This is a genomic window from Virgibacillus subterraneus, assembly GCF_900110695.1.
Taxonomy (GTDB): domain Bacteria; phylum Bacillota; class Bacilli; order Bacillales; family Amphibacillaceae; genus Lentibacillus; species Lentibacillus subterraneus.
Genome location: NZ_FOEH01000001.1, coordinates 519,863 through 536,142, shown reverse-complemented (window position 1 = coordinate 536,142; position 16,280 = coordinate 519,863). Strand labels below are relative to the sequence as shown.

At 39.5% G+C, this 16,280-nt stretch carries 18 protein-coding genes; all 18 read right to left on the bottom strand.

Annotated elements, in window-relative coordinates:
* Window positions 1-153: 153 nt before the first annotated feature.
* The 18 genes from atpA to prmC all read right to left on the bottom strand — a co-directional run bounded on the left by atpA (window position 154) and on the right by prmC (window position 16,279).
* The gene (gene atpA / locus BMY13_RS02580) at window positions 154-1,662 is read right to left on the bottom strand and encodes a F0F1 ATP synthase subunit alpha (protein WP_092502276.1); all 1,509 of its coding nucleotides are present in this window, start codon (window positions 1,660-1,662) and stop codon (window positions 154-156) included.
* A 21-nt stretch (window positions 1,663-1,683) separates the two neighbouring features.
* The gene (locus BMY13_RS02575; protein ID WP_092502274.1) at window positions 1,684-2,226 is read right to left on the bottom strand and encodes a F0F1 ATP synthase subunit delta; all 543 of its coding nucleotides are present in this window, start codon (window positions 2,224-2,226) and stop codon (window positions 1,684-1,686) included.
* Complete coding sequence (locus tag BMY13_RS02570; RefSeq protein WP_092502272.1) at window positions 2,226-2,750, bottom strand: F0F1 ATP synthase subunit B; 525 nt, start codon at window positions 2,748-2,750, stop codon at window positions 2,226-2,228. Before BMY13_RS02570 ends, BMY13_RS02575 begins: the two co-directional genes overlap by 1 nt.
* 125 nt (window positions 2,751-2,875) lie before the next feature.
* The gene (atpE, locus tag BMY13_RS02565; RefSeq protein ID WP_092491454.1) at window positions 2,876-3,082 is read right to left on the bottom strand and encodes a F0F1 ATP synthase subunit C; all 207 of its coding nucleotides are present in this window, start codon (window positions 3,080-3,082) and stop codon (window positions 2,876-2,878) included.
* 148 nt (window positions 3,083-3,230) lie between these two features.
* Window positions 3,231-3,953, bottom strand: coding sequence for a F0F1 ATP synthase subunit A (atpB, locus tag BMY13_RS02560; RefSeq protein WP_092491453.1), 723 nt, complete (start codon window positions 3,951-3,953; stop codon window positions 3,231-3,233).
* A 23-nt stretch (window positions 3,954-3,976) separates the two neighbouring features.
* The gene (locus tag BMY13_RS02555) at window positions 3,977-4,345 is read right to left on the bottom strand and encodes an ATP synthase subunit I (protein ID WP_092491452.1); all 369 of its coding nucleotides are present in this window, start codon (window positions 4,343-4,345) and stop codon (window positions 3,977-3,979) included.
* A 430-nt stretch (window positions 4,346-4,775) separates the two neighbouring features.
* Window positions 4,776-6,935: a S8 family serine peptidase gene (locus BMY13_RS02550; protein WP_092502270.1), complete on the bottom strand. Its 2,160-nt coding sequence runs from the start codon at window positions 6,933-6,935 to the stop codon at window positions 4,776-4,778.
* Between the two features lie 182 nt (window positions 6,936-7,117).
* Window positions 7,118-8,233, bottom strand: coding sequence for a non-hydrolyzing UDP-N-acetylglucosamine 2-epimerase (wecB, locus tag BMY13_RS02545; protein ID WP_092502268.1), 1,116 nt, complete (start codon window positions 8,231-8,233; stop codon window positions 7,118-7,120).
* A gap of 18 nt (window positions 8,234-8,251) precedes the next feature.
* Complete coding sequence (upp, locus tag BMY13_RS02540) at window positions 8,252-8,881, bottom strand: uracil phosphoribosyltransferase (protein ID WP_092491449.1); 630 nt, start codon at window positions 8,879-8,881, stop codon at window positions 8,252-8,254.
* 126 nt (window positions 8,882-9,007) lie between these two features.
* On the bottom strand, window positions 9,008-10,243 hold the full coding sequence (locus tag BMY13_RS02535; protein WP_092502266.1) for a serine hydroxymethyltransferase: 1,236 nt from the start codon (window positions 10,241-10,243) through the stop codon (window positions 9,008-9,010).
* 20 nt (window positions 10,244-10,263) lie between these two features.
* The gene (locus tag BMY13_RS02530; RefSeq protein WP_092503401.1) at window positions 10,264-10,839 is read right to left on the bottom strand and encodes a TIGR01440 family protein; all 576 of its coding nucleotides are present in this window, start codon (window positions 10,837-10,839) and stop codon (window positions 10,264-10,266) included.
* 29 nt (window positions 10,840-10,868) lie between these two features.
* Window positions 10,869-11,309 carry a ribose 5-phosphate isomerase B gene (gene rpiB, locus BMY13_RS02525; RefSeq protein ID WP_092502264.1) on the bottom strand — a complete coding sequence of 147 codons (441 nt, stop codon included), beginning with the start codon at window positions 11,307-11,309 and terminating at the stop codon, window positions 10,869-10,871.
* A gap of 65 nt (window positions 11,310-11,374) precedes the next feature.
* Complete coding sequence (locus BMY13_RS02520; protein WP_092502262.1) at window positions 11,375-11,989, bottom strand: low molecular weight protein arginine phosphatase; 615 nt, start codon at window positions 11,987-11,989, stop codon at window positions 11,375-11,377.
* A 174-nt stretch (window positions 11,990-12,163) separates the two neighbouring features.
* Window positions 12,164-12,718, bottom strand: a complete 555-nt coding sequence (locus BMY13_RS02515) for a manganese efflux pump MntP (protein ID WP_092491445.1) — start codon at window positions 12,716-12,718, stop codon at window positions 12,164-12,166.
* Between the two features lie 67 nt (window positions 12,719-12,785).
* Complete coding sequence (locus BMY13_RS02510; protein ID WP_483887701.1) at window positions 12,786-13,793, bottom strand: L-threonylcarbamoyladenylate synthase; 1,008 nt, start codon at window positions 13,791-13,793, stop codon at window positions 12,786-12,788.
* A 443-nt stretch (window positions 13,794-14,236) separates the two neighbouring features.
* The gene (locus tag BMY13_RS02505) at window positions 14,237-14,638 is read right to left on the bottom strand and encodes a GNAT family N-acetyltransferase (RefSeq protein WP_092502258.1); all 402 of its coding nucleotides are present in this window, start codon (window positions 14,636-14,638) and stop codon (window positions 14,237-14,239) included.
* A 103-nt stretch (window positions 14,639-14,741) separates the two neighbouring features.
* Window positions 14,742-15,356 carry a stage II sporulation protein R gene (gene spoIIR / locus BMY13_RS02500; protein WP_092491443.1) on the bottom strand — a complete coding sequence of 205 codons (615 nt, stop codon included), beginning with the start codon at window positions 15,354-15,356 and terminating at the stop codon, window positions 14,742-14,744.
* 71 nt (window positions 15,357-15,427) lie between these two features.
* Window positions 15,428-16,279: a peptide chain release factor N(5)-glutamine methyltransferase gene (prmC, locus tag BMY13_RS02495; protein WP_092502256.1), complete on the bottom strand. Its 852-nt coding sequence runs from the start codon at window positions 16,277-16,279 to the stop codon at window positions 15,428-15,430.
* Window position 16,280: the final 1 nt, after the last annotated feature.

Below are 16,280 nucleotides of genomic sequence, written 5' to 3'. Positions count from 1 at the left end.
GGCCTACAGGATAATAAAAACTCCCTGAGTTACATCACACGCAGAAAAAGGGGATTCCTTTTTCAAGGATGCAGGTTAGTTCGACTTTGCCACAAGACGTGACGTTTTTAGTCGAACCTCCTTTTAATTCTGGGCAATTATCGTACTATACAATTATTCACTAGGTAAGAATGTCTTTTTAAATGACGCAACTGCATCATCCATCTTTTCTGCTTCTGGTAATTTACCAGTATCACGAATAGATGCAAGCAATTCTTTACTATTTTCATCCAACCATAGATGGAATTCACTTTCAAAACGTGTGATATCCTCTACAGGAATCTCATCCAGGAAGCCTTTTGTAAGTGCGTAAATAATCAATACCTGTTTTTCAACAGCTATTGGCTTATTCAACCCTTGTTTAAGTACTTCAACTGTACGTGCACCACGATCTAGCTTTGCTTTTGTAGCTTTATCAAGATCAGAGCCAAACTGAGCGAATGCTTCCAACTCACGGAAAGATGCAAGGTCAAGACGTAGCGTACCTGCTACTTTTTTCATTGCTTTAATTTGTGCTGAACCACCAACACGGGATACAGATAAACCTGCGTTAATCGCTGGTCGAACACCAGAGAAGAACAAGTCAGATTGTAAGAAAATCTGTCCATCTGTAATAGAGATTACGTTTGTTGGGATATATGCACCAATATCGCCTGCTTGTGTTTCAACAAATGGCAGTGCAGTTAACGAACCGCCGCCTTTGTCATCATTTAACTTCGCTGCACGTTCCAGAAGGCGTGAATGTAAGTAGAAAACATCCCCTGGGAATGCTTCACGGCCTGGCGGGCGACGTAGTAATAATGAAAGTTCACGGTATGCTGCTGCTTGTTTTGACAAGTCATCATAAACAACTAGTACATGCTTACCGTTATACATAAATTCTTCACCCATTGATACACCTGTATATGGAGCCAAATATAGTAATGGCGCAGGGTCTGATGCACCTGCAGTTACTACAATTGTGTTATCCAATGCACCATGACGACGGAATGTTTCAACTGTACCTCTAACGGTTGACTCTTTTTGACCGATTGCAACATATATACAGATCATATCCTGATCTTTTTGGTTTATAATGGTATCAACCGCTACAGTTGTTTTACCTGTTTGACGGTCCCCAATGATAAGCTCACGTTGCCCACGACCAATTGGTACAAGTGCATCGATTGCTTTAATACCTGTTTGTAATGGTTCATCAACTGATTTACGATCCATAACACCAGGTGCCGCAGATTCAATCGGACGTGATTTAGTTGTTTCAGCTGGCCCTTTTCCATCAATTGTTTGTCCTAGAGGATTAACAACGCGTCCAAGCAGCTCCTCACCAACTGGTACTTGCATGATTCTGCCTGTGCGGCGTACTTCATCGCCTTCTTTGATCTCTGTAAATGGGCCTAAAATAACGATACCAACATTACTTTCTTCAAGGTTTTGCGCCATGCCCATTACACCGTTTGAAAATTCAACAAGCTCACCTGCCATGACATCGTCAAGACCATGAGCACGGGCGATGCCGTCTCCGACTTCAATTACAGTCCCGACATCGCTAACTTCAATTTCCGAGTCAAAACTCTCAATTTGCTGTTTAATCAGACTACTGATTTCTTCAGCTTTGATGCTCATACCATTTCACCCCTATCTTCATTAGTTTGCAGTTACAATACTCCGTTCGATACGCTTTAGTTTTCCACTAATTGTTCCATCATATATTGTGTTGCCGATGCGTAACTTAATGCCGCCAACAATAGATGGATCAACAATGTTATTTAGCTTGATTGTTTGTTTATTAAGTCGTTTTGCAAATGTGTTTTCAAGCTCCTGTTTTTCAGCACCTGTTAGTTCACGAACAGAATATACTGTAGCTACTGCAATTCCTTTTGCATCGTTTACCGAATGGATAAAATGGTCAATAATGTCTGGTACAATCTCAATGCGATGACGTTCTGCAAGAATTTTTAATGTATGAACGATATCACTTGAGAAATCATGAAACACTTCATCGACAAATTGTTTCTTTTCCGCATTATTAACACGTGGATGCTTTAGGAATGTTAAAAGTTTACTATTTGATTCAAATACTTCTTTTAGAACATTAAATTCTTCTACTAACTGTTCTATTTTTCCTTGTTCGTTTCCAAGCTGAAAAAGAGCGTCTGCATAACGTTTGGCAACTACTGCTTCACTCATTACTCTTCTCCTGCCTCTTTAATATATTCGTTGATCAATTTCTCTTGATCTTGTTCACTGATTTCTTTTTCAATAACTTTACTTGCTATAAGAACAGATAATGAAGCCACCTTATCTTGAAGTGCTTGAAGTGCTTTCTCTTTTTCATTCTCGATTTCTTCTTGTGCTGATTTCTTGATGCGGTTTGCTTCGTCGCGTGCAGATTCCACAATATCCTGCTCTTGCTTCACACCAGCACTTTTTGCATCTTCAATGATCTTTTGTGCTTCTTGTTTTGTTTGTTTCAATTGAGCCGCGGCCTCTTGTGATGATTTCTCTGCTTCAGCACGACTTTTTTCTGCTTCTTCTATTTCATTTGCTACATATTCTTCACGCTTTTGCATTACTCCCATTAATGGGCCCCATGCATATTTACGCAGTAGTATAAGCAATACGATAAAGAAGAACAGTTGTGTCAGCATGTCGCCTACCTGGAGACCTCCAAGTGATGCATAAATAGTAGTAAACCCAGTGAATGCTTGCACAAAATTCACTCCTTTCACGTTACTTATTGGGCATTAAAATATAAATTGAAAACAACGGCGAAGGTTATATTATTTAATTTAATAGACACGCTCCGCCATTAAAGTTCGTTTGTGATTAAATTTAATTACATTACCATTAGCGCGATTACTACCGCGATAATCGGCATTGCCTCAACCAAACCTACACCAATAAACATTGTTGTTTGAAGTTGACTTTTAAGTTCTGGCTGACGTGCAATCCCCTCAACCGTACGACTTACGATCAAACCGTTACCTACACCGGCACCTAATGCCGCTAAACCTACTGCTACTGCTGCTGCTAAAGCACTCATAATATAAATCCTCCTCAAAATAGTTGTATAAGTTTTTCCGCAGTTAAGAAAGTATAAATTCTTTCTTACTGCATAAGTGTAACTAATAATTTCCTGTTCCAGCAGATAAGTTCTGCTGAAACTGGCTAATTAACAAAAATAATATTGCTTAATGGTCACTTGACACTTTGTGTGACATATAGACCATTGTTAGCATTGTGAAAATAAATGCTTGGATTGAACCTATAAACAAGCTGAACCCTTGCCATGCCAACATCGGAATTGCTCCACCAAGGAATCCCCAAATACCTGCTGATGTCGTAGCTGCCAGTAAGCCAAGCAGTACTTCCCCAGCATAGATGTTACCAAATAGACGAAGACCTAATGTTAGTGTGTTAGCAAACTCTTCAATGATCTTTATTGGTAGGAACACAGGAAATGGACGTATATAGTCTTTTCCGTATTCTTTTACCCCGCGTACTTTTATTCCATAATAATGGGTTAACACGATGACCATTGTTGATAGCGTTAGTGTGATACCAGGATCGGATGTTGGCGACTTCCACCATAAGTCATGGCCGAATGTTACCATTGTTGCAACACCCATTAAGTTACTTACAAGAATGTATGTGATGAGTGTCAGACCCAGAGGCAAGAAAACCTTACCTGTTTTCCAATCCATCGTGTCATTAATCATTCCTTTTACAAAGTCAATGACCCATTCCATAAAATTCTGTGCACCTGTTGGCTTCATTTGAAGCTTTCTAGAACCTAGTACACAAAGAACGAACACGATAAGGGAGGCAATTGCCATCATCAATACGTTGGATAAATTAAAATCAAGCCATGATATTCCAAATACATCTAATGCTAATGGTGCTTCATGATCCACTTTCTTCACCCCTCTTCCATGCACTACTCCTTAGATTTGAACATAACAAAATCTATTATAATGACGAGATAGGATGTCATTAATCCAATTAAAACAGCAATAATATGAAAATGTTCTTCAAAGCGAAGTGCGATAATAACGGCTAATGCTACTGCTGCTAGTCGCGATACAGTACCGAGCCCTCTTGCGGATTGATTCTTTTCTACAGACTCTGCAAAATCGTTTGTTTTCTTTTGTAAAAGCGATAAATTATAAAAACTTACGATGCTTCCTAAAAGAAGTCCGAGGAAGATACTCTGATATGGGGTAAACCCTGCTCCAAGTACCCAAACTGCGAGAAGGTAGAACATCCACTTACGTTGTCGAGTGGCCATACTTTGATAATTCGACATGATTTGACTCTTCTCCTGTGTTTTCGCGTAAAATAGATTGTTCGTAGTCAAGCTCTATTAAAAAGCTTGTCGAATTGACCTCACTTAAATATTTTTACTAGTTAAAACAAAAAAATAAGTGAGATAAATCACTGCTTATGCGGAACAATTTTGGTACACTTATGTAACAATTTTTACTTAAAAACACAATTATTTCAGCATAGTGTAACCCTTATCATTCCACACTTGATTAGTGTACATTAGCCATACCCCATTGTCAATTAGAATGACAACGAAAAACTACTTGACTAGTTACCAATTTTCAGGCAGCATAATGCTACCATTTCACCGAGTACAGACAAACCATGAAATAATTACTTAGTTACTATTATAAATGAAATCACTCCTTAATTTAATGACGATTCTGTGAACAGTATCTTGTCGAATTTGGTTATTGAATATAAATTACGGTTTGATAACTATCAAGCTTGCCATTCTCCAAATGAACCGTAATAATTGCAAGATACCTTCCAGGTTTACCTAATTCAGATTCTTTTAAATAACCTTCATTCATACCTACCTGCACTTCTTCCGTTTGTAAAAACTGCCGATCAAAAATCAGAGTTTCGGGGTTGTACAACTTCACATCGACACTTTTAGCTGGGTCAGTTAAGTATAGCTGATAGACAAACTGGTCATCTGAAAAAGGTTTTAATGAAAATTCGAATCCCATTGCCTTAGGATAATCAGCAGTTTCATTCACAAACAAGTATGGTAAATGATACAGCTCTTTTCCCTGCTTTAACGTAAGCCAACCTTGGTGTAGTCCTTTTTCTAGTAATGTACTGTTAACACTCAGTTCAACAGGGATCTTCCTCGTCTCGCCGGCTGGGATTGTAAACGTCTGTGGCAGATTCCATCTAAGTCCCTTTTGCTGCTTGGGTATGTTAAATGCATAAGTTTGTACCTGTTTGGAGTTATTTTCGATGGTCAGTTCAATCTTCTTTGTTTCTTTGTAATCCGTTACTTTTCTGAATGACAGCAATGGATTATGGATAATAGTTGGGGTATTTATAGCTTTTTGTGGCTGAATTTCACCCATCCCCTGAATGTTTGGTTTGAAAGGTATTGATTGATTTGTATTAATCCTGCTTGCAGTGGTTTTTAGTGCACCGGTAAGTTGTTTAATTGTCCAGTCTGGATGTGCTTCTTTAAGGAGTGCCATTGCTCCTGTTACATGTGGAGCCGCCATACTTGTTCCCTGCAGCTCCTGGTATCCTCCTGGAACGGTGCTTAGGATATTTGTGCCTGGTGCACTAACTTCAGGCTTCAAGTCCCAGTTAACCGTTACAGGACCACGAGAACTAAAATCTGCTATTGCTAGTTTAGACTTTTCGTAATTTGATTCCATGTAAACTGTCTTGCCCTTCGTGTATTGCTCAAGCCATTCCCCATCCTGTTTCGAAATGGCTGCAACGGGGATCTGAATTGGATCTTCCGCATTCTCAACTGACCCTTGAAAAATACCAGGCTCATTATTTGAAATAAGCAACGCGATTGCCCCAGCATCCTGTGCCATCTTAGCTTTTTTGTGAAAAGGGGTTTTCCCACGACTGGAGAAAGCTATTTTACCTTTGATGTTTTTGCTGGTTAGTTGCGCTATCTTATAGTCTGTCGAGAAATTCCATGGTGTTGACCCTGCCATTTGCGTTAGTTTAATTTTTTTATCTTCCAATGTTTCCAACAAATATGGCACTGTCTGCGGATTAGCTGTCGCTCCAACAGAAAGCGCATTTGTTGCCGTGGCAGGTGAGCCAACAGTCCAGTCGCCCGGCCCATTATTCCCATTAGCAATGACGACTGCGACACCAAGTTCAACCGCACGATTTACAGCAACACTTGTCGGAAAATCCGGACCATTCACAGAATTTCCCAGGGAGAGATTAATGATATCTGCCCCATCATCCACAGCCTGTTCCAATGCCGCAATCACTTGTACGGATGTTCCTCGACCACCAGGGCCAAGAGCACGATATGCATATAAATCAACTTGAGGAGCAACCCCCTCCAGATCACCATTAGCTGCAATTATTCCTGCTACATGTGTCCCATGAAGCGTCGGCATTCCTTGGGATTGGATTGTTTCCATCGGATCATCATCAAGATCTACCAAATCAAATCCTGCTACATAATTTGAAGCGAGGTCCGAATGGTCATAATCAATTCCTGTGTCGACTACAGCCACCTGTACACCTTTTCCAGTATATGTGGTGTCATTGAGAGAGGCAGGCATAACTGCGTTTTTCGTTTTTTCTTTAAGCAGCTCGTACTGTGTTTGATATGTAGTAACGGGATGAATGGCTTTAATAAACTCCAATGATTCCATTTTCTCCAGTTTTTTAGGGGTTGCCTGCAGTGCTAGGCCGTTAAAAAGTGTCTCGTACGTTGCAATAACATCTATGTAAGGATGATACACTTCAAGATATTTTTTATGTTCTGATGGATCACCTTCAACTTCTATGATAATGGATGCGGTATTATCGGCTATTGCGTGGGTAGATGCAGGTAAGACTGTAATGGATAATAATAGTATAGTCAGGAAAAAACGCATAGCTTATGGGTCCCCTTTTGATCGATAATGTGTGCTATTTATCATTTGGCAAAAGAGGAAGATTCATACATGGGAAATAAATCGAGTAGAGTGAAAAAACACGGTGTATTGCTCATTCACTTAGACATTTCTAGTAGCATTTCGACGAAAAAAACCCAGCGCCAAGGCTGGATTTTTATCAACTAACTATTGAAATATCCTACTATCGCGTCGGCTATTTTTCTTGAAGCCTCTCCGTCACCATATGGATTGGACGCTTTAGCCATTTTTAGATGAGCCTCGTCATCACTCAGCAATTCATTAGCTAGGTCAAAAATTGTATCTTCATCGGTCCCTGCTAATTTTAATGTTCCCGCGTCAATACCTTCAGGTCGCTCGGTTGTATCACGCAGAACGAGGACAGGTACACCCAATGATGGAGCTTCCTCCTGTACCCCGCCTGAATCGGTCATAATTAAATGGGACCTGGCTGCAAAGTTATGAAAGTCAACAACACCAAGTGGCTCAATTAATTGAATGCGACCATCATCACCTAAGATACCATTTGCGGTCTTCTGGACAACTGGATTCAAATGGACTGGGTAGACAACCTGAACGTCATCATGTGTTTCGACGAGCCGCTTAATGGCCCGGAACATTTGCTCCATATTATTACCAAGGTTCTCGCGCCGATGGGCTGTCATAAGAACTAATCGCTTGTCTCCAAGTGCATCAATGATTGGGCTTGAATACGCATCGTCAACCGTCGTTTTCAATGCATCTATTGCTGTATTTCCTGTTACAAAAATACTGTCGTATGGTTTATTTTCCTCCAATAGGTTTTGCATTGATCTATCGGTTGGTGCAAAATGCAAATCAGCCATAACACCTGTTAACTGGCGATTCATTTCCTCTGGATATGGTGAATATTTATCCCACGTACGTAAGCCTGCTTCAACATGCCCAACTGCAATCTGATTGTAGTAACCAGCAAGGGAAGCAGCAAATGTTGTAGTCGTATCGCCATGGACAAGCACAATATCTGGTTTGGTTTCTTTCATTACCTCGTCCAAGCCTTCAAGTGCTCGTGTTGTGATTTGTGCCAATGACTGTTTTTGTTTCATAATATTTAAATCGAAATCAGGTGTAATTTCAAAAATATCCAGCACTTGGTCGAGCATTTCCCGATGCTGTGCAGTTACAGTAACAATTGGCTCAAATTCATCTGGGCGCTTCTTCAATTCAAGAACAAGCGGTGCCATTTTGATTGCTTCTGGCCTCGTTCCAAATATTGTCATGACTTTAATACGTCTACTCATTATATTTCCACCTTAAACTTATTTTGTACCAAACAGACGGTCTCCAGCATCACCAAGGCCTGGTCTTATATAGCCTTTATCATCTAACTTTTCATCAAGAGCTCCAAGGTAAATATCAACATCCGGATGCTCTTCTTTAATTACTTCCACACCTTCAGGTGCAGCAATTAGACACATTAAACGGATTTGCTTAGCACCACGTTTTTTTAAGGAATGAATCGCATCATTTGCTGATCCGCCAGTAGCAAGCATTGGGTCAATAACTATTAATTCACGCTCTTCTATATCCGATGGAAGTTTAATGTAATACTCCACCGGTTTCAGTGTTTCTGGATCGCGGTATAAACCAACATGACCAACTTTTGCTGCTGGAATTAGCTTCAATACGCCGTCAACCATTCCAAGACCAGCACGAAGAATTGGTATAAGACCAATCTTTTTACCAGCTAATACTTTCGTTTGTGTTTCCATCACTGGTGTATTGATCGTTTTATCCTGCAGCGGAAGATTTCTTGTGATTTCAAAGGCCATTAACATTGCAACCTCGTCAACAAGCTCACGAAATTCTTTTGTTCCTGTAGACTTTTCTCTTATGTACGTTAACTTATGTTGAATTAACGGATGATCCAGTACGAATACATTTCCCATTTTGCCGATCACTCCTTATTAATAGTTGCATCTTTAAAATTGTACTGAAAAAAGGACAAGCTTTCAAGTGAACCGTTAAACTTTAACCAAAAAGGGATGCTCCTCAAAAAGGAACATCCTGATTAGTTATGCGTATAGTGGAAACTTGCCAGTTAACGCTTTAACGCGATCTGCAGCTTCACTTAATTTAACTTCATCTTCATGATTTTTTAATGTGAATGAAATAATTGATGCGATTTCTTTCATTTCTGCTTTTGCAAAGCCGCGTGTTGTGATAGCAGCGGTTCCGATGCGGACGCCACTTGTTACGAATGGACTCTCCGTATCAAATGGAATTGTATTTTTATTCGTAGTAATACCAATTTCATCCAGTACTTTTTCAGCGACCTTACCTGTAAGTTCCAGTGGAGTAACGTCGAGTAACAATAAATGATTATCTGTTCCACCAGAAACAACACGTACTCCTTCGTTCTTCAGTGCTTCACCCATAGTTTTTGCGTTTTCAATGACCTGCTTGGAGTATGATTTAAAATCGTCTGATAATGCTTCTTTAAATGATGTTGCTTTTGCAGCAATCACATGCATTAATGGTCCACCCTGCATACCTGGAAACACGGACTTGTCGATTTTCTTCGCGTATTCTTCTTTACAAAGAATCATTCCGCCACGTGGGCCACGCAATGTTTTATGTGTAGTTGTTGTGACAAAATCTGCATATGGAACAGGACTAGAATGTAATCCGGAAGCGACTAGACCAGCGATATGTGCCATATCAACCATAAGATATGCATCTACGGCATCTGCAATTTCGCGGAATTTGCCAAAATCAATTTCACGTGAATATGCACTAGCCCCGGCAACAATCATCTTTGGCTGTACTTCTTTTGCGTGTTCTAAAACAGCATCATAGTCAAGCTGCTCAGTTTCCTTATCGACACCATAGTCAACGAAGTTATAAAGCTTACCACTGAAATTAACTGGGCTACCATGTGTTAGGTGACCGCCATGGTTAAGATTCATTCCTAAAACAGTATCGCCTGGTTCTAATGCAGTAAAATAGACTGCCATATTTGCTTGTGCACCAGAATGAGGCTGTACATTAGCATGTTCTGCATCAAACAATTTTTTTGCACGATCACGCGCCAAATTTTCTACTACATCAACATGCTCACAGCCACCATAGTAGCGTTTACCTGGATAACCTTCTGCATATTTATTAGTTAGCACGGAACCCATTGCTTGCATAACTGCTTCAGATACAAAGTTTTCAGATGCGATTAGCTCAATTTTCTCCTGCTGCCGTGTTTTTTCTGCTTGAATTGCGTTAAATAATTCATTATCTGCTTGTTTAACATGTTCCATTATACTTCCCCCTTATGTAATTAAGTGCAACGATTATTTAATTCTATATCTTCATATACTGCACGCTTTCCGCCGATTAATTTTGGTCGTGTGCGTGCAGTTGTCACCCTTGCATCACCAATCATCCGTTGTTCAAAACGGAGCGGGACAGCTACTTGCCTTAAGTGCATGCCAATCATAGTTTCTCCTATATCCATTCCACTGTTTGCCTGAATCGTTTCAACAACTACTGGATCAACCATATTCTTATAGGCAAACGTTGCCATTGATCCACCTGCTTTTCGCACTGGGATAACGGAAACTTCCTCAAGGTGCTGCTGTAGCATCGTTTCTTTTTCAACGACTAAGGCTCGATTCAAATGTTCACAGCATTGGAAAACGAGCTGAACACCAATTTGCTGCTTTAGCCTTTTTAACGCTTTAAAAATAACTGAAGCAATCTCCTCACTCCCGGATGTACCTATATGCGAGCCAGCGACTTCACTTGTTGAACAGCCAATTACAAATAAATCGCCCTTCTTAAGATGGTCACTTTCAATCCATTGTGAAACGATAGCTTCCACATCACGCTCGACTCGCTGTATTAAATCCGTCATCATAAATCACCATCCTGTTTTAGGAGACTTTATTTATCTTCGTATGATGTGATTTTTCCGATACGATTTGCGTGGCGCCCACCATCAAATTCAGTTTCAAGCCATATTTTAGCAATTTCGCGAGCCAGACCAGGGCCAATTACTCGTTCACCCATTGCAAGGATATTGGAGTCATTGTGCTGGCGAGTTAATTTCGCACTATAAACATCATGTGTCAATGCACACCGTATTCCTTTCACCTTATTTGCCGAAATCGACATGCCAATCCCTGTCCCGCAAATAAAGATACCTCGATCAAATTCACCGCTGGCAACACGTTCAGCCGCCGGCAATGAATAATCCGGATAATCGACTGATGTCTCGCATGAACAGCCAGTGTCTTCGTATTCAATACTCATTTCTTCCAACAGATTTTTTACTTCGCTGCGTATTGTCATGCCTGCATGGTCTGCTGTTAAAATAACTTTCATTACCCATCTCTCCTTCTCCTATTGTAGATGTCTTATTTTTATTATGCATTATATCTTTCCATATTTTAAGTGTTCGAATTGTTAATTTTTTTATGCAATAAATCAATATACTTTTCCAGTTCTCTTAAGGTGTCCTGATATGTTTTTAAGTCACCACCGAACGGATCGGAAATATCATAGTTAATTAAGTTGGCCTCCAGTTTTTGAATGTGTTCGATATCATCTTGTAGATGTTTTGTAAGCTCTTCTTCTAGTTGATGATTTTTAAGCTCATGCTGATTTTCATGAATGAACTGGGATCGTTTTTCTTCAAATTCGGCATAGGCCTTTTTAAGTTCGTTCCATACTTTCTTATCCGCTTCTGATACATATTCTTTTAGTGTGAAATATTTGTCCTGAAAATTGGGATGCTGCAATATTAACGATTGCTTATGCTGCGTCGTCATTGTAATTACTAAGTCTGATGAATGTAAAAGCTTATCTGTTACTGGTTGTGATTTAGTGTCCAATGTAATTCCGCGATCTAACAGTGCTTGGATTGCATAGTTATTCGGACGTTGATTCTTTCCTGCAAAAATTCCAGCAGACTGCACCTGAATATCAGGCATTTTATGTTTAATTAACGATTCTGCCATTGGACTTCGACATGTATTTCCTGTACAAACGAACAATATCTTCATATGGATACCTCCGATTATATAAATCCACATTCAAACTATACCATAGAATAAAGGAGATTGTCAGACACTTTTACATGATGATTAAAATCACTAAAGGTATACTACAACCTTGCAAACAATTTCCCATAAAAAAAAAGATCTCCTGCAATTGCAGAAAATCAAGCAAATTAATCCTTATCCAAATAAAATATTTAGACCGAAACCACAAAGGATACTGCCACCTAAAATTTCACTGTATACACCGAGCAATCCGTGTACTTTTTTCCCTAAAATCATTCCTGCCCAAGTCAGAACGGTACTAACAATACCAAATAGCATAAGTGCTATCATTGTTTTTACTCCAGACATCCCTAAGCTTAATCCAACTGAAAAGCTATCAAGGCTTACACTTATGGCAAAAAACAATAGTCCAATACCAACTGGTTGTACAATTTTTTTCGTATCATGATTAAATGCTGAAAATACCATTTGCGCACCTATACCAACTAGTAAAAGGCCTCCGATAAGTGTTGTGAATTGCCCAATTTGTGTGGATATTGCTTGTCCTAACAAAATACCGATAAACGGCATTATGATGTGAAATAACCCGATTATGAGTCCAATTAATGCTATACGCTTTAACCTGACTTGCTGCATCCCCATGCCTAAGCTAACAGAAAATGCGTCCATTCCCAATGCAATTGCCATAAACAAGAGGGATACTATTTCCCCAATCTGATATACCGACATCCTCCATCCTCCTCGGATATGCTATTAAACTATATGCATGTCCGAGTGAAAATATGTGATGTTAATCTTACAGATGAGCCGAGGATGCTTTTTTCAATCGATTCATAACCGCCTCCCCAATATTTGTCTCTGGAAATGTTTCACATAAAATTAAATCTATATTCCCATCCTTAAACTCACGCAAGGCATCATAAAGATTTGCAGCAATTTCTTTTAATTCAAAGCCAAGCGGAATAATTTGATCGGCCTCCAGTTTCTGAGCCGTAGCAGTACTTGCCATGACACCAACTCGATTCTGTTGAGCTCGTTCACGATTTATTACTTCCTGCATTCTATCGGGTGACCCCGCTACTAGCCACATAGGTACTTCTGGTGCATAATGTCGATATTTCATTCCAGGGGCTTTTGGCTTCTCGGATGCGTTCGCCAGTGCCGGATCAAGCATAACCTTACCTACTACCTGCTCAAGCTGCTCTTTTGTTATACCACCTGGTCTAAGGATAATTGGCAGTTCCTGTGTACAGTCGATAACTGTCGATTCAACACCAACCCCAGTTGATCCTCCATCAACTAGTCCGGCGATTTTCCCATTTAAGTCTTCCCATACATGGTCTGCTGTTGTTGGACTTGGCTTTCCGGAAACATTCGCGCTCGGAGCGGCAATTGGTATACCGCATTCTTTCAGTAACTTGTTCGCAACTGGGTGATCTGGTATTCGAACACCAATTGTGGATAACCCTGCAGTTACATTTTCTGCGCACGTCCCATTACTTGGCAAAACGAATGTTACCGGGCCAGGTGTGAATGCATCAATTAGCTTTTCTGCAATTGGTGATAACGAGCTTACCAGACTGTTTAATTGCTCTTTAGTGGCAACATGGGCGATTAACGGATTATCTTCAGGCCGCCCTTTTGCCTCAAAAATTTTTGACACAGCAGTGTTATTGGTCGCATCTGCCCCTAATCCATAAACTGTTTCAGTTGGAAAAGCTACTGTTTGACCGTCTTCTAATAGGGCCGCAGCTTCTGAAATTGCCATTTTATTTGTTTGTACATTCCATCGTTTTGTTTGAATCATCGTTGAGCCTCTTTTCTAACGTTAATTTTAGTCGATGGTGGTTTTTTTGGCAAAAAAATAGCTCTTTAAGTAAAGATTGATGTTTTTAGTCTTTGGAATTAGATATAAACTGCGGCATAGTGAAATATTTCTTTTGTACTGCTTTTTATCGTTCCAATGATGTTGAGTGCTTAGATGCCAGCCGCCCTAAGTCGCGCGAAGTGTATTTCCGCAGCGTTGTCGCAGCACTTAAGTATTTTTCCACATTACTTCACAGTTGATTGATTTTTGTTAACAAGAATCTATTAAAAACGCACATAAAAATAGCCTGTTGGAGATTTTCCACAGACTATCCACAAATTATGCCTTATTAACGGGGGATTGTTAATAAGTTATATTTAAAATCCACAGTTTTTAAACACCTTATACACAAGGGTCTGTGTATAACTGTGGATATGTGCTTAAGATACGTTATAAGTCCACCAACTACCTTTATCGATTGGGTGTTTATCCACTAAAATGTTTTCTTTCTGTGGATAAAACTGTAATGCTTCTAATAAAATATCGACCATTGGCTGATGGCTGTGGACAAATACTTTCTTCGCTTGTTTTTCTTTTGCCATTGCTAGAATAGCTTCCAGTAAAACAGGTATTGATTTTGCATAGTCTTTCGTAATATAAAGCTGCTTCAACCAGTATATATCATCATCGATGGAATCTAATATAAAGCACCCTTCAATATTATTATCAATTTCCACAATATAGCCTTTTTTCTTCAGTAAATCTTGTTCCACGTTATCATTACTTGTTAAAAAGCTTTCCAGTTTTTCCTGAGATGACTGGTTTGCTGCGATTAATTTCATTTTTTTCACCTCTATTATTTTTGATAGTATAACTAAGGCTTTCGCCATTAGATCTTGGCGATAAGCCAAGTTTTCTATATATCCTATGCAAAAACTATAAAGTCTATGACCAGCCAAACCATTCAAAAAGAAAAAACTTTACTTCAGCTTGTTCATCATCTTCTTCAGCTAACGCTTTGTCATCTACTTCTTCATCACTACTTGCACTGGCAACACTCGTTCCATTAGAAAAGTCCAAGAAGCATAATGGTGGAAATAGAACACACCACCAATTAGAACCTTTACCTTGACCAAGCGTTATTAAAACAGCTTCGTACTCACCTGGTGGATATAGGAAATTTCCATATAATTTTGCTGGAAATGTAACATTTGTTCCATATTCTACATGATAATCTTGCTCAATATTTTCCCGTTTAAGAACATCCGCTACAATTGCTTCAATTTCTGGGGTACGTGCATCAATCAAATCTCTCGCTTGATTGATATCGGTTATCTCCTTAACCCATTCGGAAATAACAGCATTGACCTCATCGCGGACCATTCGTTTCAATTGCTGATCTTCATCATTATCACTGTTTGCTAGAATGCGTAACCGAATTGCCTCATCCGGTATAACTTTAATGTTGGAATCGGAATGTGATTCATCACTTGTTCCCTTAACTGGCATTGATAATATAATAATAATAAATATAATTGCCGAAATTACTAGTTTCTTCATCGTTATGATCCCCCTCCATCTGATTTACAAACAGTATGGGCAGGGGACTATTTTTTTAAACTAGTAATCTATTATTTTTTTAAATGGGCTTGGATAATGCGGTCCTTTTTATTAATGTCTTTAATGATTTGTACGTTACTTGTTGGAAATTGTTCGGATAAAAGAGCTCGAACAGCTTCACCTTGTCTATCACCAATTTCGAAAAAAATATCTGCATGACCATTTATGACGTGAGGAAGATCTTCTATGATTTGTCTATATGAGGCTAACCCATTCTCATCAGCAAAGAGAGCAAGCTCCGGGTCAAATTTTTTCACTGTGTCAACAAGGCCGGCTTTATCCTGATGTGCAATATATGGTGGATTCGAAACAATAACATCTATCTTTTTTCCGATAAGGGGTGTTAAAAAGTCGCCTTGCAGAAATGTGACGTCCGCACCCAATTGTTTGGCATTTTGACGTGCAACAGATAGCGCATCTTGTGAAATGTCAGTAGCATAAACTGTTGCTCGAGGGAGCTCAAGCGCCAGTGTTACAGCAATAATTCCGCTACCTGTTCCAATATCGACAATTGTGAGAGGCTCGTTTGGTGTAGTTTGGATAACTTGCTGGACAAGCTCTTCTGTTTCAGGCCTTGGGATAAGTGTATGCTCGTTCACACTAAATTGTCTGCTGTAGAATTCTTCGTATCCAATAATATGCTGGATTGGAATGCCGGTTTCTGCGTGAACTTTTATAGCATCTTGAAATTGCGCTGTGATTTTTTCTGGAACAGGATCACGCATCATCGTGAAAAAATCAGATCTAGATACTTGGAGGAAATGCTGCAGCAGCAGATCGGCAGCTTTTTCTTCGCGATTATGTTTTTTTAAAAAAAGAGAAGCCCATTGGAGGACTTCATGCTGCTTGGATTCTTTTTCCATA